At 61.5% G+C, this 21805-nt stretch carries 20 protein-coding genes; 12 read left to right on the top strand and 8 right to left on the bottom strand.

The window, feature by feature from the left end; all coding sequences use genetic code 11:
* Positions 1-24: 24 nt before the first annotated feature.
* Genes acsA through ACVWYU_RS18030 form a run of 5 tightly spaced genes read left to right on the top strand, consistent with a single transcriptional unit; the run spans position 25 to position 5150 of the window.
* Positions 25-1788 (top strand): acetate--CoA ligase, encoded by a 1764-nt coding sequence (acsA, locus tag ACVWYU_RS18050; protein ID WP_457373314.1) that lies wholly within the window; start codon positions 25-27, stop codon positions 1786-1788.
* The gene (gene pdhA / locus ACVWYU_RS18045) at positions 1785-2768 is read left to right on the top strand and encodes a pyruvate dehydrogenase (acetyl-transferring) E1 component subunit alpha (protein ID WP_390955829.1); all 984 of its coding nucleotides are present in this window, start codon (positions 1785-1787) and stop codon (positions 2766-2768) included. The genes acsA and pdhA overlap by 4 nt, the downstream gene beginning before the upstream one ends.
* Entirely contained in the window at positions 2765-3745 is a 981-nt protein-coding gene (locus tag ACVWYU_RS18040) for an alpha-ketoacid dehydrogenase subunit beta (RefSeq protein ID WP_457373313.1), read from the top strand. The genes pdhA and ACVWYU_RS18040 overlap by 4 nt, the downstream gene beginning before the upstream one ends.
* A gap of 11 nt (positions 3746-3756) precedes the next feature.
* Positions 3757-4875 (top strand): dihydrolipoamide acetyltransferase family protein, encoded by a 1119-nt coding sequence (locus ACVWYU_RS18035; protein ID WP_457373312.1) that lies wholly within the window; start codon positions 3757-3759, stop codon positions 4873-4875.
* Positions 4876-4886: 11 nt separating this feature from the next.
* Positions 4887-5150 carry an acyl carrier protein gene (locus ACVWYU_RS18030; RefSeq protein WP_457373311.1) on the top strand — a complete coding sequence of 88 codons (264 nt, stop codon included), beginning with the start codon at positions 4887-4889 and terminating at the stop codon, positions 5148-5150.
* A 39-nt stretch (positions 5151-5189) separates the two neighbouring features.
* On the opposite strand, the gene ACVWYU_RS18025 is transcribed toward ACVWYU_RS18030, so the two are convergent.
* The 3 genes from ACVWYU_RS18025 to ACVWYU_RS18015 are packed head-to-tail and all read right to left on the bottom strand — an operon-like array spanning position 5190 to position 9645.
* Entirely contained in the window at positions 5190-7580 is a 2391-nt protein-coding gene (locus ACVWYU_RS18025) for an exo-beta-N-acetylmuramidase NamZ domain-containing protein (protein ID WP_457373310.1), read from the bottom strand.
* A complete protein-coding gene (locus ACVWYU_RS18020; RefSeq protein WP_457373309.1) occupies positions 7532-8800 on the bottom strand; it encodes a putative glycoside hydrolase in 1269 nt (422 codons plus the stop codon). The genes ACVWYU_RS18025 and ACVWYU_RS18020 overlap by 49 nt, the downstream gene beginning before the upstream one ends.
* Positions 8797-9645: a polysaccharide deacetylase family protein gene (locus ACVWYU_RS18015; RefSeq protein WP_457373308.1), complete on the bottom strand. Its 849-nt coding sequence runs from the start codon at positions 9643-9645 to the stop codon at positions 8797-8799. The genes ACVWYU_RS18020 and ACVWYU_RS18015 overlap by 4 nt, the downstream gene beginning before the upstream one ends.
* A gap of 254 nt (positions 9646-9899) precedes the next feature.
* On the opposite strand from ACVWYU_RS18015, the gene ACVWYU_RS18010 reads away from it, so the two are divergent.
* Positions 9900-10460 carry a nitroreductase family protein gene (locus tag ACVWYU_RS18010; protein WP_247257454.1) on the top strand — a complete coding sequence of 187 codons (561 nt, stop codon included), beginning with the start codon at positions 9900-9902 and terminating at the stop codon, positions 10458-10460.
* 28 nt (positions 10461-10488) lie between these two features.
* Here ACVWYU_RS18010 and ACVWYU_RS18005 read toward each other — a convergent pair whose 3' ends face one another.
* Positions 10489-11454 carry a ribose-phosphate diphosphokinase gene (locus ACVWYU_RS18005; protein ID WP_457373307.1) on the bottom strand — a complete coding sequence of 322 codons (966 nt, stop codon included), beginning with the start codon at positions 11452-11454 and terminating at the stop codon, positions 10489-10491.
* Between the two features lie 42 nt (positions 11455-11496).
* Complete coding sequence (locus tag ACVWYU_RS18000) at positions 11497-12063, bottom strand: phosphoribosyltransferase family protein (RefSeq protein WP_457373306.1); 567 nt, start codon at positions 12061-12063, stop codon at positions 11497-11499.
* Between the two features lie 450 nt (positions 12064-12513).
* Here ACVWYU_RS18000 and ACVWYU_RS17995 point away from each other — a divergent pair, with 450 nt between their 5' ends.
* Genes ACVWYU_RS17995 through ACVWYU_RS17985 form a run of 3 tightly spaced genes read left to right on the top strand, consistent with a single transcriptional unit; the run spans position 12514 to position 14821 of the window.
* Complete coding sequence (locus ACVWYU_RS17995) at positions 12514-13419, top strand: universal stress protein (protein WP_457373305.1); 906 nt, start codon at positions 12514-12516, stop codon at positions 13417-13419.
* Between the two features lie 36 nt (positions 13420-13455).
* Positions 13456-14163 (top strand): phosphoribosyltransferase, encoded by a 708-nt coding sequence (locus ACVWYU_RS17990; RefSeq protein WP_457373304.1) that lies wholly within the window; start codon positions 13456-13458, stop codon positions 14161-14163.
* Positions 14156-14821: a dienelactone hydrolase family protein gene (locus tag ACVWYU_RS17985; protein WP_090322552.1), complete on the top strand. Its 666-nt coding sequence runs from the start codon at positions 14156-14158 to the stop codon at positions 14819-14821. The genes ACVWYU_RS17990 and ACVWYU_RS17985 overlap by 8 nt, the downstream gene beginning before the upstream one ends.
* A gap of 14 nt (positions 14822-14835) precedes the next feature.
* Here the strand turns inward: ACVWYU_RS17985 and ACVWYU_RS17980 are convergent, their stop codons facing one another.
* Complete coding sequence (locus ACVWYU_RS17980) at positions 14836-16203, bottom strand: erythromycin esterase family protein (protein ID WP_457373303.1); 1368 nt, start codon at positions 16201-16203, stop codon at positions 14836-14838.
* 268 nt (positions 16204-16471) lie between these two features.
* On the opposite strand from ACVWYU_RS17980, the gene ACVWYU_RS17975 reads away from it, so the two are divergent.
* A complete protein-coding gene (locus ACVWYU_RS17975) occupies positions 16472-17116 on the top strand; it encodes a c-type cytochrome (RefSeq protein WP_457373302.1) in 645 nt (214 codons plus the stop codon).
* Entirely contained in the window at positions 17116-18900 is a 1785-nt protein-coding gene (polX, locus tag ACVWYU_RS17970) for a DNA polymerase/3'-5' exonuclease PolX (RefSeq protein WP_457373301.1), read from the top strand. The genes ACVWYU_RS17975 and polX overlap by 1 nt, the downstream gene beginning before the upstream one ends.
* Before the next feature lie 52 nt (positions 18901-18952).
* Here polX and ACVWYU_RS17965 read toward each other — a convergent pair whose 3' ends face one another.
* Positions 18953-19516 carry an N-acetyltransferase family protein gene (locus tag ACVWYU_RS17965; protein ID WP_457373300.1) on the bottom strand — a complete coding sequence of 188 codons (564 nt, stop codon included), beginning with the start codon at positions 19514-19516 and terminating at the stop codon, positions 18953-18955.
* A gap of 115 nt (positions 19517-19631) precedes the next feature.
* Positions 19632-20558 carry a universal stress protein gene (locus ACVWYU_RS17960; RefSeq protein WP_457373299.1) on the bottom strand — a complete coding sequence of 309 codons (927 nt, stop codon included), beginning with the start codon at positions 20556-20558 and terminating at the stop codon, positions 19632-19634.
* A gap of 288 nt (positions 20559-20846) precedes the next feature.
* Here ACVWYU_RS17960 and ACVWYU_RS17955 point away from each other — a divergent pair, with 288 nt between their 5' ends.
* Positions 20847-21770 carry a universal stress protein gene (locus tag ACVWYU_RS17955; protein WP_457373298.1) on the top strand — a complete coding sequence of 308 codons (924 nt, stop codon included), beginning with the start codon at positions 20847-20849 and terminating at the stop codon, positions 21768-21770.
* The last annotated feature ends 35 nt before the right edge of the window (positions 21771-21805 follow it).

The following is a 21805-nucleotide window of genomic DNA, read 5'->3' as shown; positions in this document are numbered from 1 at the left end:
AGTACGCGACTGAAGGGGGCAATCATGCATCCGCCGCTCATTGAGAAAACCCTGGCGAACTTGCCGTTGACGCCGAATTGGATCGATAGCGTGCAAGCGCGAGAGGCCTTTTCATGGCAGAGCGAAGCCAGCGCTTTGGCTGGTTTGCCGGGAGGCGGTTTGAACCTCGCCTTTGAAGCCGTGGATCGGCACGCGCAGGGCAAGAATCGACTGCATACGGCATTGCGCATTCTTGATCGCAATGGCAGCGGTCGCGACATCAGCTACGCCCAACTGAGCATCCAGACCAACCGTTTTGCCAACGTTTTGAAAACGCTGGGTGTATTGCCCGGCGAGCGATTCTTTGTGCTCTGTGACCGGGGGCTGGAGCTCTATCTCGGTGTGCTCGGCGGCCTGAAACTGGGTTGCGTGGTGTCGCCATTATTTTGCGCATTCGGCCCGGAACCCATAGAAACCCGCCTGCGTCTTGGCGAAGCCAGTGTGTTGCTGACCAGCGAAAGCCTTTACCGCCGCAAAGTTGCGGCTATTCGCGAGCGCTTGCCGGCACTCAAGCATGTTCTGCTGTATGACGAAAGGGGTGGGGAAATAGCGCCTTTGGAAGGGACGCTGAATGTGCATCAACTGCTGGCACAGGCAGAAGAGGCGTTCACCATCGCATCGACAACAAGCGAAAGCCCCGCACTCTTACACTTCACCAGCGGTACGACGGGCACCCCGAAAGGCGTGTTGCATGTTCATGGTGCGGTGCTGACCCACCGCGTCACCGGAAAATATGCCTTGGACCTGCACCCCGACGATGTCTATTGGTGCACGGCCGATCCGGGCTGGGTGACCGGGACGTCCTATGGGATTTTTGCACCGTTGTTGCTTGGCGTTACCAGTGTGGTGGAGGGCGGTGAGTTCGATGCCGAGCGTTGGTACCGGATACTTGAGAAACAACAGGTAACGGTCTGGTATACAGCCCCTACGGCTATTCGCCTGTTGATGAAAGCCGGTGCAGCGCTGGCGCGCAGCCATCGCTTTGCGAGCCTGCGGTTCATTGCCAGTGTCGGCGAACCGCTCAATCCCGAGGCCGTCTGGTGGGGCCAAGAGGTGCTTGGGCTGCCGATCCACGACAATTGGTGGCAGACCGAAACCGGCGGCATCATGATCGCCAACACGGTCGCCATGCCCATCAAGCCAGGCTCCATGGGCAAGCCGCTGCCGGGCGTAGAAGCAGCCATCGTGGCACGGGGCGACGAAGGGCAATTGGTGTTTCTGGGGGACAACGAGGTCGGTGATCTTGCCTTGAAGCAGCCATGGCCTGCGATGTTCCGAACCTACCTGGGGCAGGAGGAGCGCTATCGTCGCTGCTTTGTCGCAGAGTGGTATCTGAGCGGCGACCTGGTGCGTCGCGATGCCGATGGTTACTACTGGTTTATTGGCCGCAGCGACGATGTCATCAAGTCGGCCGGGCACCTGATCGGTCCGTTCGAAGTCGAAAGCGCCCTCATGGAACATCCGGCCGTGGCGGAGGCCGCGGTGATTGGCAAGCCCGACCCGCTGCTGGGTGAAACCGTGAAGGCCTTTGTTTCACTCAAGGCCGGTTTCACTGCCAGCCAGGCCCTGCACGACGAGTTGCTTGGTCATGGACGCAAGCGCCTGGGAGCGGTCGTAGCGCCCAAGGAGCTGGAGTTTGTCGAGGTGCTGCCACACACCCGCAGCGGAAAGCTGATGCGGCGTCTGCTCAAGGCCCGGGAACTGGGTTTGCCTGAAGGCGACACGTCCAGCATGGAGCGTCCGTCATGAACCTGCCACGGCTGGCCCCGGAGTTCGCTCTCGACCTGTTACGGGACATGGTACGCATCCGCCGGCTCGAGGAGCGGGCGGGTGAGTTGTACGGGGAGGGCAAGATTCGTGGTTTTCTGCACCTGTACATCGGCGAGGAGGCGGTCGCCGTCGGCGTTCTGCATGCACTGGCCGACAACGATGCGGTGGTCGCGACGTATCGTGAGCATGGCCACGCCCTGATCAAGGGGGTTGCGATGAACGCGATCATGGCCGAGATGTATGGTCGCCAGGAAGGCTGCTCGCGAGGGCGTGGTGGTTCAATGCACCTGTTCGATGCCGATACACGATTCTTCGGCGGAAACGCCATCGTGGCAGGTGGCTTGCCGCTGGCGGTCGGCCTGGCGCTCGCTGAGCGCATGCAAGGTGGATCGCGCCTGTCTGCCTGTTTCTTTGGCGAAGGCGCGATGGCCGAAGGGGCCTTTCATGAGTCCATCAACCTGGCGGCATTGTGGCAACTGCCGATGCTGTTTTGCTGCGAAAACAATCTCTATGCGATGGGGACTGCCCTGGAGCGTTCACAATCGCAAACCGACCTGTGTGCGAAGGCCTCGGCGTACAACGTCGACAACCGGTCTGTGGATGGCATGGACGTGGTGGCCGTGTATGAAGCAACGTGTCAGGCGGTTGAACACATCCGCGCCGGGCATGGGCCTTTTTTCCTGGAGTTTCGTACTTATCGGTTCCGTGCTCACTCGATGTTCGATCCACAGCTTTACCGGGACAAGGAAGAGGTAGAGCAATGGAAGCGCCGTGGACCGATTCATACATACAGCGCCCAACTCAAGGCAGAAGGCCTTTTGGACGAACCTGGATTTCTGGCGATCCTGGCTCAGGTGGACGCTGAAGTGGAGGCCGCCGTTGCCTTTGCCGAGAGCGGCACTCTGGAACCGCTAGAGGATCTGTCCCGTGATGTGTACACACCGGGGGCGACGTCATGAGCATCCGAATGACCTATCGCGAAGCATTGCGCGAGGCTATGCGTGAAGCGCTGCAGCGGGACCCGCGGGTATTTCTGATGGGCGAAGACGTCGGCCGCTACGGTGGCAGCTATGCCGTCTCGCTGGGTTTGCTCGAAGCGTTCGGCCCTGAGCGCATTCGCGACGCGCCGCTGTCCGAATTGGGTTTTGTGGGGGCCGGTATCGGCGCGGCCTTGGGCGGCATGCGGCCGATTGTGGAAATCATGACCGTGAACTTCAGCCTGCTCGCCCTGGACCCGCTGATGAATACCGCTGCCGCCTTGAGGCACATGTCCGGCGGGCAGTTTTCCGTGCCCTTGGTCGTGCGCATGGCGACCGGTGCCGGACGTCAGCTTGCAGCGCAACACTCCCACAGCCTGGAAGGCTGGTACGCTCATATTCCCGGGCTGAAAATCCTTGCACCGGCGACCGTCGAAGATGCGCGCGGCATGCTCTGGCCCGCGCTGCTGGACCCGGACCCGGTGCTGATATTCGAACATGCCCAGCTCTACAATCTGGAGGGCGATACAGGCGAGTGGGGCGCCGTGGACATCCGTTGCGCCAAGGTACGCCGTGCCGGCAAGGACCTGAGCCTGATCGCTTATGGCGGCATGCTCGGCAAAACCCTGGAGGCCGCCGAACAACTGGCCGGGGAGGGCATTGATTGCGAGGTCATCGACCTGCGGGTACTGCGCCCTCTGGATGACAAGACGCTGATGGCGTCCGTCTGCAAGACCCGTCGAGCCCTGGTGGTCGATGAGGGATGGCGCAGTGGCAGCCTGTCCGCCGAGATCATCACGCGGATCATCGAACAAGCCTTCTTCGAGCTGGATGCGCCGCCGGCACGGGTGTGCAGCGCCGAGGTGCCAATACCTTATCCCCGGCATCTGGAAGAAGCGGCGCTGCCACACGTGTCGAGCATCGTTGCGGCGGCGCATGCCCTGTGCCAGGGCCTGTAAGGGGGAGCACCATGATCGAATTCAAACTGCCTTCCCTGGGCGCGGATATGGATGAAGGCAAGTTGCTGGAATGGAAAGTCCAGCCGGGCGATGTGGTCAAACCGGGGCAGGTCATCGCCGTCGTCGATACCGCCAAGGCGGCCATCGACGTGGAGTGCTGGCATGACGGCACGGTTTTGCAACTGCTGATCGATATCGGGGCCAAGGTCCCTGTCGGTACCGCCATCGCCTGGTTGTTGGAACCGGGAGAAAGTGCGCAAAGTGTGCAACGACCAGCGTCGCCCGCACCGTTGCTGATCGAAGAGCAACCGTCCACTGAGCGGCGCCTGCGGATTTCTCCCGCGGCGCGCAAGCGTGCTGCCGAGTTGGGAATCAGTACTGGTGAATTGAAAGGCCATGGTCCACAGGGCGTCATTACCCTGGAAGACATTGAAACAGCGGCGCGTGTGGCGCCCACGCCTGACCCTGAGCAGGCCATGCGTCGCACGATCGCTGCGGCCATGAGTCGTTCAAAACGCGAGATTCCCCATTACTACCTCAGCGACACGATCGCCCTGGATAACGCCATGGCCTGGCTGCAGATACACAATGCGCAAAGCACGCTTCAGGAGCGCCTGCTGCCCAGTGTATTGCTGCTCAAAGCGGTGGCGCTGGCCCTGCGCAACTATCCTCAACTCAACGGCTTCTGGCGCGACAATGCGTTCACGCCGGCACCCGATACTGACCTTGGGGTGGCCATCACCTTGCGCCAGGGCGGGCTGGTGGCCCCGGTCCTGCATCGTGTGGCCGACACCCCCCTGATTCATTTGATGAGTGAACTGGCCAGCCTGGTAGAACGTGCCCGCAGCGGCTCCCTGCGCAGCTCCGAGTTGGGCGGTGCGGGGATCACGGTCACTCAACTCGGCGATCAGGGCGTGGACAGCGTATTGGGCGTGATCTACCCACCCCAAGTGGCGTTGGTCGGCTTCGGTCGGATCAGCGAACGGCCCTGGGTAAAAGATGGACAGCTGTGTGTCATGCCGACGGTCATCAGCAGTCTGTCCGCCGATCATCGAGTCAGCGACGGGCATTATGGCGCGCGATTCTTGAGCGAAGTCCGCCGCTTGTTGCAATCCCCGGAGGCTCTTTGAGGAGAGGACACATGGACCGGCAAATGATCCGCAATGAAGTATTGAGTGCCTTGAAGGGCATTGCTCCGGAACTGGAGACCGAGCTGTTGCGTGCCGACAGGTCACTGCGCGAAGAGGTTGATCTGGACTCCATGGACTGGCTTCGTTTCATCGAGGCGCTGAACCGGCGTCTGGGAATTGCCATTGCTGAAAGCGATTACCAGTACGTGGACACCCTGGACACGCTCATCACCTACCTCGAGCAAAAGTCCAACCCCGCGCCAGCGCGCATTTGAGCGGCGCTGTCGAACTGACCGAGTGGTTTCTTCGCGGGCTCAATAACGCAGGTTCTGCTGCCGAAGTCGCGCGAAGCGTGCGAGCGACGCGGCGTCGAGTGCTTGTGCTGCCTGCGGTGTAGCGCCGTCGCGAATGGCTTGCCACACGGTGGGCGAGCCGACCGAATCGCGGGTTGCCGCAAAGTCGAAGGTGTCGCGATAGAGCCCGTGCAGGGTGGCAAGCAACGATAATCCCAGGTTTGCCACCGGCACGGCATCGGCCGGCGCATCGCGGGTGATGCTCACTCCGTGACAGAGCTGACCGCGCCACGTGGCCTCGGTAGGGACGAAATCAACCGGCTCGAAATGTGCGCCAGCCCCAAGCGCATTCAGCGCGGATGCCAGCCGCTTCGCATCGATCCATGGCGCGCCGATCCATTCAAACGGATGCGGTGTGCCGCGTCCCACGCTCACATTCGCACCCTCAAGCAAAGCGACATCCGGGTACAAGTCGAGTTGGCTCAGCGTGCGCAGGTTCGGTGAAAGCGGTACCCAACCCAGGCCGGTGTCGGCAAACGTCATGGCGCGTCGGTAGCCCTGCATCGGCACGACGCGCAGGTCCGCGCCAATGTGCTTGTTGCGATTGAACAGGCTCGCCAGCTCACCGACCGTCATGCCGGGTTGCAGCGGCGCCGGGAAGTAGCCGGTGAACGATGGGTGGCGGCTGTCCAGCACCGGGCCGCCGAATCGCTGCGCACCCAGCGGGTCGGGCCGGTCGAGCACGAACAGCGCAATGCCCCGGGCCGCAGCGGCCTCGAGCGCGTAGCCGAGCGTCGTCTCATAAGTGAAGAAGCGCACGCCGGCGTCCTGTATGTCGAACACCAACGCATCCAGAGCCTGCAGCGATTGCGCCGGGAAGCGCTGCGTGGCGCCGTAGAGGCTGTGTACGGTGAGGCCGGTGGCGGTGTCGCGGGTGTCACCGACGCGTTGGTCGACATCGATATCAAGCCCGTGCTCCGGCGAGAACAGCGCCGCCAACCTGACCCCTGGTGCATGGGCAAGTACGTCGATGGTGCGCCTGCCCCGGGCGTCAAAGCCGCTGCGATTGGTGACCAAACCCACCCGCAGGCCGGCGAGTGGGGCGAACTGTTGGGCCTCCAGTACGTCGATACCGACCTGGACCGGGCCCGTGGAAGTCGGCAGTCGAGCGGCGGCCTGCAGCGCCGGCAATGCTGACGGCATCAAACGCCCGATTTGCGCGACGCTCGCCGGCGCGGCGCGGCTTGCCAGCAGCGCAAGCAACTGCGCACGAAGCGGGCGAGCGTCACCGTGGTCGTCCGGGTACACGCGGTTGGTGAGGATGACAATGAACTGCCGTGTGACCTGATCGATCCACAGGCCCGTCCCGGTGTAGCCGGTGTGGCCGATGACACCGATCGGTGGCAGGCGGTCATGATTCTGCACGAGCGGTGCGCTCAGTTCCCAGCCGAGGCCGCGCCATGGCGTGGACGCGAGCGCAGAGGCAGGGGCAGCAAGGGCAGCGATACTCTCCGGGCGCAGAATCCGGGTACTTCCCGCGCGCCCCTGGTTGAGGATCATCTGCGCGAAGCGGGCCAGGTCGTCGGCGGTGGAAAACAGTCCGGCATTGCCGGAAACGCCGCCCATCCAGCGCGCCGTCGGGTCGTGTACATGCCCGCGCAGGGTGCCGGTGTCGTTGGCAAGGGTTGGGGCGCTGCGTGCCGCTCGCGCTGGGTCCGGAAGGAAAACGGTATCGCGCATGCCCAATGGGCTGAAAATGTGAATCCGGCAGTAAGCGTTGAGTGGCAGGTGGGTGATGCGTTCGACCAACTCGCCAAGCACCACGAAATTCAGGTCGCTGTAAATGACCCGCTCGCCGGGTTCGCTACGCAGGATCTGAGCCGCGATGGCGCTCAACACCGCTTCCCGTCCCGCCTTTGCGGGCCGCGCAGGTAGATCCGCCGGCAGCCCCGACGTATGCGCGAGCAACTCACGCACGGTGACCGCGTTCTTGCGATGCAGGGCAAAGGCAGGCCAATAGTGAGCGACGGGTTTATCCAGATCGATACGGCCCGCTTCGGCCAGCTGCATCACTGCGGTGGTGGTGGCGATGGCCTTGGTCAGCGACGCAAGGTCGAACTCGGTTTCCAATGTCATCGGCTCGGGAAAAGGAAGGGTCGCGCGTTGCCCGAACGCCTGGCGATAGAGCACATGGGTGGAATCACCGATCAGCACGACGGCCCCTGGCAGGCGTCCGGCGGTGATCTGCCCCTCGACGATCCGTGCGACTTGCAGACGCGCGGGCGCATCGAATTCGACGGCGCCGGCGATTGTCGCGGCGGTCAACAGGCCAACCAGCACGGCCCGGCGTATCAGCGTTCCGATCAACGTTGGGGCAGATCGGCGGCGTCGTAGTGATTGTGTGGGTTCCATAGCATCCATCCATCGGAGTCAGCGGCATCGGCAGCGTTGATCTGCGTCCCGATCGCCGTCGCGTCAAACAGGCGATGATCGAATGCATAGTCACGAAAGGCCTGGAGCCACGGACGAAAACGCACCCCCGGCAGACGGGTGCGATGCATCGCCTCGGCCAGTGAGCGCCTGACTATCTGGCCGGGATCGCTCACCGGATCGGTCAGGCCCGGCAGCCCCCATGTGAAGCCCGACGGGTACAGCATCGGCGAAATATAGTCGAGCGGTGCACCGAGCAATTCGATCTGCTGGCCGATCGCGGTGTCGTCGAGGTTCCAGCAGACGTAGCCGAAGATGTCCGCGGAGACGAAGACGTTATAGGGCGCAAGCCGGGTGCGTGCAGCCTCAAGGAAGCCGACGATCGCCTCGGTCCGATTGGCCCGGGTGTTGGCCCGGGCAAAATGCAGGCCACGCTTGTCTGGAAAGCGCACATAGTCGAACTGGACTTCATCGAAACCCATCCGCGCCGCTTCCTCGGCCACATCAAGATTGTGCTGCCAGACGTCCTGCGAAAACGGGTCCATCCATTGCAAATTTTCGCCATCGCGCCAGGTTGTGCCGTCGGCGGTGTGCACGCTCCACTGCGGATGGGCGTCGGCGAGCGGATCGTCCTTGAACACCACGATCCGCGCGATCAGGTACAGGTGTTGGGCATGCAACCTGGCAACCAGCGCAGGAAAGTCACGCACATGGGGTACGCGCGTGGTCGCGCGAGCCGCCGCGCCAATTGCCTCGCGCGCTGCACTGCGGTAAGGGGTGAGGCCGCGGTCGCCCTTGACGTCAATGACCAGGGCATTGATCACGGTATGGTCGGCCAGGCTGACGGCCCTGTTGCGCAGGGTCGCGCTGGTCACGCCGAACACCGACAGGTAAACGGCTTTCGGGCGAAAGGGGGTTAACGCCAGTGTCACGGACGTTTCGTCGGACACCTTGGCTTCGCTGCGCAGATAACCCGGAGCGCGGGCCGCGACGCTTTCGCTCGCGCCATCGATGTCGAATCGCCCCTGCTCGTCGGTTCGCGTCACACCCGCCGAGGTCGTGACGATCGCGCCGGTCAAGGGATTCCGGGTACTGGCGTCGAGTACGACGCCGCTGATGGCCAGGGCCTGACCCGCCAGCAGGGCTGTGAAGACAAACAACACCGGGATCCCCCGAGGCTTCAACAGGCGCGGCAAGCTCATGGTGAGTTCCCCGTTGCGTGCACGGGCGGAGTGTCGGGTTCACCGAGCAGGCGGGCGAACGCTTTTGCGCCGTAGGCATCGGTCATCAGAAAGCGCGGCAGTGCCAGCAGCCGTGCGTGCCGGTCGGCCTTGCGGGCGTCCAGTGTCAAGCCGACGGTATAGCCTTCGGCTGTGGCGAGGCTGATCAACTCGTCATCGTAGATACCGAACGGCCAGGCGAGCATGTCGACCTGCGCACCGGTTTGCGCTTCGAGACGTTGTCGCGATTTGCTCAGTTGCATGCGCACAAATTGCTGGAAATCCTCCGGCGTGCGCTGTCGACGCTCAACCTTGAAATTGGGATGCCAGAAGGTGTGCGACTGGATGTCCACCAGCCCGGTCTGTTTGAGGGCACGCAATTGCTCCCAGGTCATGGCATAGGACGCATTGGATATCGCCGACGGGTAGATAAACAGCGTGACCATGAACCGATCGCGCAGCAGCACCGGCAGCAGTTTTTCGTAGACCGAACGGTGCCCGTCGTCGACGGTGATCACCACTGGCTTGGGCGGTAGCGTTGCATCCGGGCTGCGCAGCCAGTCGACGACCTCGCGCAACGGCACGATCTGGTAGCCATGCTCGCGCAGGACACGCAATTGGGCTTCGAAGGTGCTCATGCGCACGGTCATCGAGTCATCCGCCGAGTCCGAAAAACGGTGGTAAACCAGTATCGTCACACGCGGCTCGACGCGCTGCACGGCGCTGTCGGCTCCCCAGGCCAGTGCGCCGAGGCACAGCAGCGCGACGCCCATCAGCCACCGCAGCGTGGCCCAGCCGTGGCGATGCAGCCTGAGTTTTACGCACATGTCAGTGCTCCTGCGCGAGTCATTTCCACCCGCATTGCCCCTCTCGCGAAAGCGAGCCCGGCGTATTCAGTGTGCAGCGAGCGCACAGCGTCCTTCTGATGCAGATCAAATTCGTACGAGGTCGCCTCGCACTGCCGTGGGCGAGACTTCGGACGAAACGAAAGGCCGGTTCAGCGTTGAATTGATCTAAATCAACAGCAGGTGCCCGTGCCTGGCCGACTTTATGGAACGACCCCATTTTGTGGTACGCATTCATGAACATTGACCAAGCCATTTCCGGACGGCGCTCGACGCGCGAATACACGACTGAAGCGGTTGATGAAAAAATCATTCGTCGTTTGATCAATGCCGCCGTCCAGGCGCCCAGTGCGGTAAACCAGCAACCCTGGACGTTCACGGTGATTCGTGACCAGGAACTGCTGGACCGGATCTCCCGTGAAGCAAAGGCCTACATGCTCGCAACAATGCCGGCCGGCCCGCACTCCGGGCACTTCCATGGGTTGCTGACGGACGAAGACTTCCAGATTTTCTACCACGCGCCAGTGCTCATCCTCATTTCTGGAAATATGCCGGGCCAGTGGATCGTCGAAGACTGCTCGCTGGCCGCCGAGAACCTGATGCTTGCCGCGTATGCCGAAGGGCTGGGTAGCTGTTGGATCGGTTTCGCTCAAGGCTTTCTCAATACGCCGCAGGGCAAGAAGACCCTCGGTCTGCCTGCCGAGTGGACGCCAGTGGCGCCCATCATCGTCGGCTATCCGGAGACCAGCCCGGTGCCTGTTGCGCACAGGGAACCGGTGATTCGCTGGATGGGTTGATCTTCACGGCCAAGCCCGATGCACCTGCCTAATCGCATTCAAATGCGCCATTTTCCGCGAGCAAGGTGGCGATCAGGGCGGTGCTGTCGATGACGTGCACATGCTGCTTCACACAATCGGTAGACAGGCGAAATGGCGGTATGCCGTCAGCAATCGCAATGTGCTCGAACAACGGCGGGTCAAACAGCTGCTCGCCATTGGTGAACAAACCATGGGTGGCGGCGGCGAATATCCGCGCCGCTCCATCTCTTTGGCAGGCAAGGCCGGCACGTTTGAGCGTTTCACCGGTGCTGATCAGGTCGTCGAACACAATGGCGGTCTTGCCCGCGACGTCGCCGACCAGCAGGGTGCCCGTCAACGTCATGTGAACACGGTGTTTTTCCATCAACGCACTGCCCACCGGACGCCCCAGTTGTCGTTCGAGGGCCTGGCGAAACTGCTCGGCGCGCTTGGCGCCGCCGGAATCCGGGGATACCGCCACCACATCGGCGTCGCCGACATGCCTGGCGAAGTGCCGGGCGAACAATTCTGCGCACTGCACGTTCCGCGCGGGAATACGAAAGGCATTGTCGAACGCCGCCGGGTTGTGCACTTCCAGCGCCATCAGACGATCGATGCCGCAGGCTTCAATCAGGGTCGCCACGTAACGCGTGATCGTAGGGTCCTGTGGTTGGCTGCGGCGATCCTTGCGTCCGTAGCAGAGGTAAGGCGTAACGACCTGCACATGGCGAGCGCCGGCATCCTTGAGCGCACCGCAAAAAAACAACAGGCGGCACAGCTTGTCGTTGGCGCTCTGCCGGCCATCCCCATACAGGGAATGGAACACCACAACCTCGCGACCGTTAACCGAATCGAGCGGCCGGCATTTATGCTCGCCATCTTCGTAGTCGCGCTCCTCATGAAGCGCCAGCGCGCAGCCCAGTCGCTGTGCGACAGCGGTTGCGTAGTCCTCACTGCCTTGCAGAGCGAAAAGAAGCGGGCGATGGCTGAGCATGGTTTGGCTCCTTTGAGGCTCATCGAACGAACAGTCACGCCGTCATCGGGCGGCACCATGACGCCAGACCTCAATGCAGAACTCCGTTTCATAGGGTGGGACATGGCATTCGACGATGTCCCGGGCGGCAACTTGAAGATGCACGCCGACAATGTCGGCACGGATTGGCTGCTGGCAGACATGCCGGTCGACCAGAATTGCAGTGTAGACCCGACGGGCCCCGAGTTGCGCCAGGTACGCGCAGGTACGCAGCAGCGAATGGCCTTCGAACAGCACATCATCGACCACCAGCAAGGTGGTGTTGGCGAGGTCCAGTTCACCCAGCAGCGGGTTTTCGGTCAATTCGGTGTGTGCGTGCAGCACCTTGAGATCGTCGGCATAGCGCTTGACCTTCAATGGGTAGACCGGCAGTTCCGGTTGCCCGGTCAGGCGCGATAAATGCTGCTGTAAACGCTGTGCCAGAGGCTCGCCACGGCGCTGGATACCAATCAGTGCCGCTTGAGTGGGCGGCAACAAGGCCTCAGCCTGGCGGGCCATCACCTGTAGTACGCCCTCGAGTTCTTCGCTGTCGTACAAGCGCAAGCGCTGACTGGCAATGTGAGGCGACATGACCATCTCCTGACGGGAACCGATTCGTTTTCAACTTAGTACCCTTTGATCGGGCCCTATTGATATTGATCAAGTGCGCTGAAATGACACTCGCCTCCATTCCACGAATGCTCGGTCTTGCGCGTAATGCTGTTCATTTAAGAGGTAGAGCGAGCAATCAGTAACCTGTGGCGAGGGAGCTCGCTCCCGCTGGGGCGCGTAGCGGCCCAAAAAATGGGACTGCTGCGCAGTCCAGCGGGAGCGAGCAGCTCCCTCGCCACAGGTACAGTGTTCGTCCTTAACTGAACAGCATTACGGTCTTGCGCGGGGAATTGACATTAATCAAAGCCATGAAGACTTCAACGGAGGAACCTGAATCCACGCTGGTGGCTGATCCGGCGCAGGCGTCACCGTCGGCCCGGGCAACGGGGCAGTGGTGGACGTCGAGTCCCACCTGGCTGGAGTCAAACCATGAGTCAATATCAACGCCTGTTGCTGATCATCAACCCGGCCCTGCGCCATTCCCCTGCGATACAGCATGCTGCCGCCCTGGCGAAGGTCAGTGGCGCGAGCTTGCATATTGCGGCGTTCGCAAAACCGTTGGACATACTTTTACTCCTCGAAGAGGGTGTGCGGGAAAAAGCCCGGGAAAGCTACCTCCAGGACCATCGTGACTGGCTGAAGAATCAGGTCGCGAAGCTCCAGGCACTCGGGATCAAGGTGACGACGGAAGTGACCTGGGCGGACGACATGCAGCAAGACATCCTCGATCACGTCAAGGAAATGCAACCTGACCTGTTGATCAAGGAAGTGCAGCACGAATCCGTGCTCAAACGCGCATTCTTCACGCCCCTGGACTGGCACTTGTTACGCCACTGCCCGATACCGGTCTATCTGGTGGGTGGCGCGACCCATGCGTTGCCGCGCAAGGTCGTGGCCGCGGTTGACGTTTCCAATACAGCACCCGCAAACGGCGAGCTGAATGACCGGATCATTCAACAAGCCAACCAACTGGCGCTGCAGTGCGATGCCGAGTTGCACCTGTTGTATGCCTGCGATCTGACCCCGGGCTATCTGGCGGACATGGGCAGCCTGTCGGCGTCGGACATCACCGAAGAGCTGCGTTCGACCGAGGAAAAAGCGTTCCTCAATCTGGCCGCTCGCTATGGCGTACCCTCCGATCGTCACCATTTCATCCTTGAGCATCCCGTCGCTGGGCTGAGTGAGTTCGTCAACAAGCAGCACGTGGATGTGATCGTGATGGGCAGGGTTCAGCACCATGGCCTGGAGAAGCTTCTGGGCAGCACGACCGAACATATCCTGTATCAGGTGCCTTGCAGTGTTCTGGCGATCTGGAACGGTCCAGACCCTGTGTAACCCAACCCCAGGCGTCATCGCCGGTGGAGGTATTCCATGACTCAAAGTCCCTCATTGCAAACCACTTTGCAGGACCGCAGCGAAGCCGGTCGTCGTCTGGTGGAACCGCTGCTCAAATACGCGCGTCGACCCGATGTCATCGTCCTGGCCTTGCCCCGTGGCGGCGTGCCGGTCGCCTATCAAGTGGTCAAGGCCCTGGATGTGCGCCTGGACCTGATGCTGGTGCGCAAGCTGGGCGTGCCGTCCAACCCTGAATTCGCCATGGGCGCCATTGCCAGTGGCGGTATCCAGATCCGCAATGAAGAAGCGCTGCGGGCACACCCGGTTTCCCCGGCCGCATTCGAGGCGGTGGTGGCGCGTGAAACACGCGAATTGCATCGGCGCGAGCAATTGTACCGGGGCGCCCGGCCACCCTTGCAGCTCAAGGGGCAGGTGGTGATCCTGATCGATGACGGCCTGGCGACGGGCGCCTCGATGATGGCGGCGATCCGCGCGGTGCGCCTGCAGGCACCGGCTCGCATCGTCGTCGCCGTGCCGGTTGCGCCACTGGAAACAGTGGAGACGCTGAGCTTCGAAGTCGACGAGGTGATCTGCCCGCTCATGCCGGAATGGATGATGTCGATCGGATATTGGTACTTGAGCTTCCCCCAGACCTCGGACGAAGAAGTCATTGAATTGTTGCAACGGGCCTGGCAGCGAGAGGCCGCCAGCGATTCCTCCTCTCGGGAGCCTTTCGATGACTGAGCCTCAATCTCGACAGCTGGAATTGCAAGATGTTGAGTTATCCGCCGATTTGCGACTGCCGCCGCATGCTGAGGGTCTGGTGATCTTCGTTCATGGCAGCGGCAGCGGCCGTTTGAGCCCGCGCAATCAGTTTGTCGCAGAGTCGCTGGCCAGGCGGGGACTGGGTTCGCTGTTGTTCGACCTGCTGACGGAGGCGGAGCAACGCCTGGATAACCTCACCGGCCAGCTGCGTTTCGATATCGATTTGCTTACCGGGCGGCTGGTGGAGGTGATCGACTGGGTGGGCCGGGACCCGGAGTTGCGCTCGCTGCGCATCGGTCTGTTCGGTGCCAGCACCGGTGCGGCGGCGGCGCTGTTGGCTGCCGCCGCGCGCGCAGACGTGGTGCATGCAGTGGTCAGCCGGGGAGGGCGAACCGACCTGGCGGAGGCGGCATTGTTGCAAGTCAGGGCGCCGACCTTGCAGATCGTCGGCGCATGGGACCCGATGGTGCTCGAGTTGAACCAGCGAATCAGTCATGTCTTGCGCTGCGAGCAGCGTCTGGAAGTGGTGGCGGGCGCTACGCATCTTTTCGAAGAGCCCGGAACCCTTGAGGAAGTCGCCAGGCTGGCTCGCGACTGGTTTGGAACGCATCTGCAGCGTCGCCATCCAAAGGCCTGATGAACCTTGATCCTTCACACGCCAAACGGAAAGGTTTCGTCTTCGGGTTCGAGGGTCTGGCGCCTTGGCAGTGGCAGCGCCGTGACCGGTTGGGTCTGTTCAATCCAGATCATCGCGTCAAACTGTTCGACCAGCATCGCTTCGAAATAGTGACTGGCGCGTTCGGTTTCGGGGCGGTAAATCACTCCGATGGCGCGCTCCAGCAATGGTTTGGACAGCACCCGGCGCAGCGCCGTGCGCTGAGGGTCGCGCCAGTCCGTCAACGACGCCGGCACGCCGGCCTTGAGGAACTGATGTTCCCAACTGTCCGGGCGAGACGGCCGAATGTCCTTGATGAGCATCTCGCCGTCCCAGTCGTCGGCCGCGGCGACTTGGCCGCGATCGGTGCTCATGCCGATCAGCACCACGTTTCGGCCAAAGGCGCTGCGGCATAGCTGGCCGATGTTGAACTGACCCTTCCAGCCCATTTCCGTGGCTGCCGCATTGCCGATATGGGAGTTGTGGGCCCAGACCACGGCTTTGGACTGCGGGCCGCGATGCTCGAGCAATGCCTGCAAGGTGTCGAACATATGCCGGTCCCGCAGGTTCCAGGAGGCGGTCGAGCCTCGATAGATCGCCCGGTAATACTGTTCGGCCGCCTGCACCACCCGGGCGTTTTGCGCCGCGTTGAAAAAAGCCTCGTCGTCCTTGATGTCCCCGGCCAACTGTTCGGCAAGCATGGCGTTGAGCTGGTCGATGACCGACTGTTCACAGGGCATCAGGCCGCCGCGTTCGACGAAGTGACCGTACAGCGCCGGGTCATCCTGCCAAGGGGTCAGGCAGCCATAGCGGCGCCGGGCTTCGTGGGCCAGTTGCGGGTCGACGCCGTCGAGATAAGCCAGCACTTCATGAATCGAGTTGCGCAAGCTGTAGACGTCCAGGCCGCGGAATTCGACGCGACGTTCCGGGGCCTGCTGATGGTTGTAGTGATGCAGCCAGTGGGCGAATTCCTTCACCTCGGCGTTGCGCCACATCCAGGTCGGGAATCGGCTGAAGATGTGGCGCTTCCAGGCCGTGGGGGCCAGCCCCCGGACATAACGATCGACATGGCCTGCATCCGGCCAGTCGGCCTCTACGGCCACGATGTTGAACCCGTGCTGCTCAATCAGCCGTCGGGTGATGGCTGCGCGGGTTCGATAAAAGTTGCGGGTGCCATGACTGGCTTCACCGATCATCACCACACGGGCATCGGCGTAGCGATCGAACATTTCACCAAAGGCCGGAGCGTCCAGTTCCGGCAGCGGCTCGGCGTATTGGCGCAGAAGCGGCGTGATGGCGGCATCGTCGATTCGCCGCAACGAGCCATCCAATGAGTCCAGCAGGTCTTGCGAGGCTGTATTCATGACCATCGTTCCCTTAGAAGTGGGTTAGCCCGCCTGCAGAAGCCAGCGTCCAGGCTCGGCCCTGAGGGTCGCTTCGGAGCTGATTGTTTATTCCTACACCCTGATTCGGAGGGAAAATTGAGATTCGTCAATAAAGGCTGCAACGGCTTGGGAGAAGGTGTCTGGATCAAGCATTCGCAGACCGCCCGATAGGCCCTGAGCGACAGGTGGTGTTCCGAATGGCTTCCGGATAGTTGGACGCAGGGCATAGACCATGGGAGCCACCGCCATGAAGCGTACTTTGCACCAGGCACACTGGGTTCTTGCCCTCTGCGTAGCGATGCTCACGGGTTGTACCCATTCGAACGAGGAGGCCGGGCTAGGCACTTCGCCCATGTCCGGCATCGCCATGGCGGACCAGGTGTGCGCCCAGTGCCATGGACTGACGGGCGAGTCCATCTCACCGACGTTTCCCAAGTTGGCCGGCCAGCAAAAGGAGTACCTGAAATTGCAACTGGCTGACTTCAAGAACCATGGACGCAGCGATAAGACCGGCACTCAGTACATGTGGGGTTTTACCCATTTGACGCCGACCCAGATCGCCGAGCTGGCGGACTATTTTTCAACCCAGAGCCCGATGAAGGCTGATGCCGATACGCCGGATGCGCGGGGTGAATTGATTTTTCGCCAGGGGGTGCCCGGGGCGGGCGTTGCTCAATGCAGCGCCTGTCATGGTGCTCAAGGTCAGGGCAGTGGCCAGGTGCCGCGCCTGGCCGGTCAGCATGCCGCCTACCTGATGGGGCAGATCAGGCTTTTTCAACGCACCGAACAGCATCCCCGGGGCGACCTGACCCAGCAGGTTGCTCATGCGCTGGCGGATGAGGACGCCGAATCGGTCGCTCATTACCTGGCGTCGCTGGGGACGAAGAAATAATGCCTTTTGCACCACCGGTGCCCGCCTTGCAGCCTTCGTCGCCGCAGGCCGGGCGTCTGATGGGCAATGACGAGATTGCCGCGATTTTTGATGACATCGCCGATCTGTTGGACATCGAGGACGCCAACCCCTTCCGGATCCGCGCTTACCGTAATGCGGCGCGGACCTTAAGAGCGTTGTCCTTTGGCCTGGCGCCGCTCATCACCCGCGGTGAATCGCTGCCCAAGCTGACGGGTGTCGGCGTCGATCTGGCCGGCAAGATCAATGAAATCGTCGTCACCGGCGATTGCGCCTTGCGCCAGCGGTTACAGTCGGCAGTGCCGCCCGGACTGGTCGAACTGCTGTCCATTGCCGGTCTGGGACCCAAACGGGTCAAGCACCTCTACCACGACCTGGGGATCGCAACCGCGCAGCAGTTGTGCCAGGCCGCTGAGCAGGGGCATATTCGCCATCTGCCCGGCTTCGGCGAAAAGCTGGAAGCCCGATTGTTGAAAGCCGTGCAAGAGGGCCTCGCAAAGGAACGTCGTTGGCCCTTGGCGTTCGTCGAACCGGTGGCTCAAAGGATGACCGAGTACCTGCGGCAGATGCCCGGTGTCGAGATTGCAACGGTCGCCGGAAGCCTGAGACGCCTGCGCGACACCATTGGCGACATCGATATCCTCGTGGCTGCCGGGCCGTCTGTGGACGTCAGTGGGCATTTCATCCGCCATCCGGACGTGACCCGTGTGCTGGCCAAAGGGCGCACGCGTGCCAGCGTCCTCCTGGGTTCTGGTCTGCAAGTGGACATCCGGGTGGTCAAGCCGGGGGCCTATGGTGCGGCACTGGTGTATTTCACCGGCAGCAAGGCGCATAACATTGCGATTCGGCAGCGGGCCCAGAAGCAGGGCCTGAAACTCAATGAATATGGCGTGTTCAAGGCCAGGGAATGCGTGGCCAGCGCCACCGAGGATTCGGTTTATCGGGCATTGGGTCTGGTGTGGATCGTACCGGAACTGCGCGAAGGTCGAGGCGAGGTCGAAGCGGCGCTGGCAGGTCGTTTACCTAGTCTGATCGAGTTGAACGACCTCAAGGGTGACTTGCATGCCCATACCCGCGCGTCGGATGGCGGCAATAGCCTGGAGGAAATGGCGAATGCGGCCCAGACGGCCGGGCTGCACTACCTGGCGATTACCGACCATTCCCGTTCCCTGAGGGTGGCCCATGGTCTGGACACTGACCGGTTGTTGCAGCAAATCGACCAGATCGATGCACTCAACGCCCGCTTGCAGGGCATGACCTTGCTCAAGGGCATCGAGGTCGACATTCTCGAGGACGGCAGCCTGGATTTGCCGGACGACGTTCTCGGCCGTCTGGACCTGGTGGTGGGCGCCGTCCACAGTCATTTCAGCCTGCCATCTCGGCAACAAACCCGACGCCTGCTAAAAGCCATGGAGCATCGCTACTTCAGCATTCTGGCTCACCCGCTGTGTCGGCTGATCAATGAGCGCGCGCCGCTGAACATGGACCTGCCGGCTGTCATCAAGGCCGCTTCCGTCCGTGGCTGCTGCCTGGAGCTCAACGCGCAGCCGCAGCGCATGGACCTGTTCGACATCCATTGCCAGTCCGCCAAAGAGCAGGGCGTGCTCATCAGTATCAATTCGGATGCCCACCGCAGCGCTGATTTTTCCTGTTTGCGCTATGGCGTCGCCCAGGCCCGTCGTGCCTGGCTCGAAAAACAAGACGTTCTCAATACCCGCTCGCTGAGTGAGCTCAAGACGTTTTTACGCAATGGCGGCAACGGGTGATCTGAACGATCAAGGCTGATCAGCAACCCGGGCCAAACGGAGCCCGGGATGATTACAGGTACAGGAGATGAACGACCTTGCGGGTCTCGAAAGGATCGTCGCGCGTCTCGAAACCCAGGGATCTGGCCAGGGCGCGCATGGGTGCGTTGCTCGACTCGTCGACCGCGTAAATGTGGTGGAAGGCATTCTTGCGCGCGGCGGTGATCAAATGCTCCATCAGTAGCGTACCCAACCCCAGTTGCTTCCATTGTTCGGCGACTGTCACGGTGCATTCGCATTTGTGCACGCCCGTGGCGCCATAGCGGCTGACGCCGATCTCGATCAGTTGGCCATCCTCGTGGACCAGGGCGATGTACGCCATGCGCTGTTTATTTTCGTTGTCCACCCAGCGTCCCGGCATGGCTTTTTGCGGTTCGTTGCCCCGTGCGAGAAAACGCATGTGCCGGGACTCGGGGGCCAGGCGTTTGATGAAGGCGTATTCACGTTCGCGGTCTTTATCCGTCAATTGCCGGATCAACACGTGACGACCATCGCGCAGGGTTTCGATCCAGTATTGGCCAGTGACTTTGGCATAGCCTTCAGCGGCCCGATACGGATGATTTTTGGCAGTGAACATCGGGTGATCCTCCGTCCGGTAACAAAGGTGGGCGCATCGTGATGAACGACGCCGTTCACTTCTTTCTACACCGTTGGCCGCTGGCGAACATGATCTGGATCAGAACTGAACACTGTCAATCAGCCAATACCTGCGGCGAAACCACCCAGACGCTGCAAGGCATCTTGTACAGCAGATGTTCCACCGTACTGCCCACCAGGCGGCCCATGCCGCGATGGCCGACACGGCCCATGACGATCACGTCGATGTCATAGGCATCGGCGTAGAGGGTAAGAACCTTGGCCGGATCGCCCATGATCATGTGCTGGTGCTCAGGCGGAATGCCGTTGCGTTCGGCCAGTTCGCGGAAGGCATCGGCCTGCGCATCGAACAGGGTCTTGGCTTTGTTCGAAGAAAAAAACGCCGAAGCATTATCGAAGCCGAATTCGTCGGCGCTGATGGAGGAAAGGTCATGGGCGTAGATCACATCGAGCTCGGCGTTGCAGGTACTCGCCAGTTTCGCCGCCTCGTGCAGGATCCGGTCATTGAAATTCTTGTACTGACCGTCGCGGTGGAACGGGTCGACGGCGGCGACGATCCGGCGCGGCAAGTCGTGATGTACATGGCTGACATAATGCAACGGCACCGGGCATTCGCGCAGCAGGTGGATGTCCAGGGGGGTGAACATCAGGCGTGACAGCAGCGACTCGTGTTCCAGGGCCTTGATCAGCAAGGCCATCGGCTGCTCTTTGATATGAATGAGGATTTCCTGCAAGGGTCTTTCCACCCAGACCACTTCGGTGGTGACGGGGATGCCGGTTTTGCGCAACGGACGGGCCTGGCTCTCCAGCCATTGGCGATGACGTTCGACGTAGTCAATGCGCATCTGCTCGCGCGCCTCGTCATTGGCCATGCCGGCGCTCGCCAGACCTTCGAGGTAATCGAACGCCACGATGTGCAGTGCCGCACCCGAAGCCTGGGCCAGCGCAGCGGCCCGGTCGAAAGCCGGTGTGATTTCCATCTGGTGCGAAACGACCAGCATGAAACGTGGTTGATCAGGCATGGCACATCTCCCGTCGATAATGGCGTGGACGCTTTTGTGCGCAATGGCAACGGTGCGTCAGCGCAGTGGAACCCGTCTTTATCCTGCAGCAGGCTCTGGAGCGGGGCTTGATCTTTGTCAAACAGAGATGGCAATGCCAATGGCGCCCGACCTGCGGTGACACGCAGCCTGTCCAGTCGCCTCGTGCCCGGTTGATCGCGGCTAACTGACAAATATCAAGTCGGTTGAACGTGGCGCGCTCATTCTGGAGGCCTGTTCCATATCATTGCCCGCGTGCCGAGGTGTTCCATGTCGCAACTCCAGCGCTTACTGTTGATTGCTCCCGCCGCCATGACCCGTACACCGGCATTCGACCGGGCTGCCGCCTTGGCCCATGCCATGCAATTGCCCCTGCACATTGTGGCGTTTGATTATGTCCAGGCCCTGGCGGTGGCCGGCTTTTTTGCCCCCGACCAGATCAGCCAGGCCGTTGAAGGCTATCTGCAAACCCATCGGCAATGGTTGACGGAGCAAACCGGGTCGATGAGCAAACTCGGCATCGAGGTCACCAGCGAAGTGGTGTGGGTCCAGCACCCCTACGAAGAGATTGTGCAATTCGTCAATGAGATGTCGCTGGTGATGATCGTCAAGGATGCGCAGGAAGAACCGGCCTTGAAACGGGTGTTCTTCACGCCGCTGGATTGGCAACTGTTGCGCGACTGCCCGGTACCGGTGCATCTGGTGACCCATTCGCTGAATCCGCGCCCTCGCAATGTGTTGGCGATCATCGATGTGCTGCGCAGTGAAGAGCAGGACCATGAATTCAACGATCAGATCATCGACGCCGCCGTGAAACTGGCCGAAGTCTGTAATGCCCGGCTGGAACTGCTGCATGTGTTTGACTGGACGTCTTTGTACACCCAGGACATGGGCTTTGGCGCACTGCCGCTGGCCACCGGAATCTATGAAGCGTTGGGCGCCGCTCAGCAGGATGCGTTTGCGGCGATCGCCGAACGCCATGGCGTGCCGCCTGAAAGTCGCCATTTCATGGAGGGCATGCCAGTGCCGAGCATTTGTGAGTTCGCCGCCGAGCACGACTCGGATGTCATCGTCATGGGCACGGTTCAGAACAAGGGACTGGACAAGCTACTGGGGACCACGGCCGAGCAGTTGTTGCATCGGGCGCCGTGCAGTGTGTTGGCGATCAAGCCTGGCCGGATGTTGCAATCCTGAGCAATGGGGTGCGATGAGTCGTGTGGTGATGCGTT

The organism is Pseudomonas sp. TE12234 (genome assembly GCF_054061835.1).
Note: the sequence above shows the minus strand (reverse complement) of the source record. Positions and strands in the feature narration are given on the sequence as shown.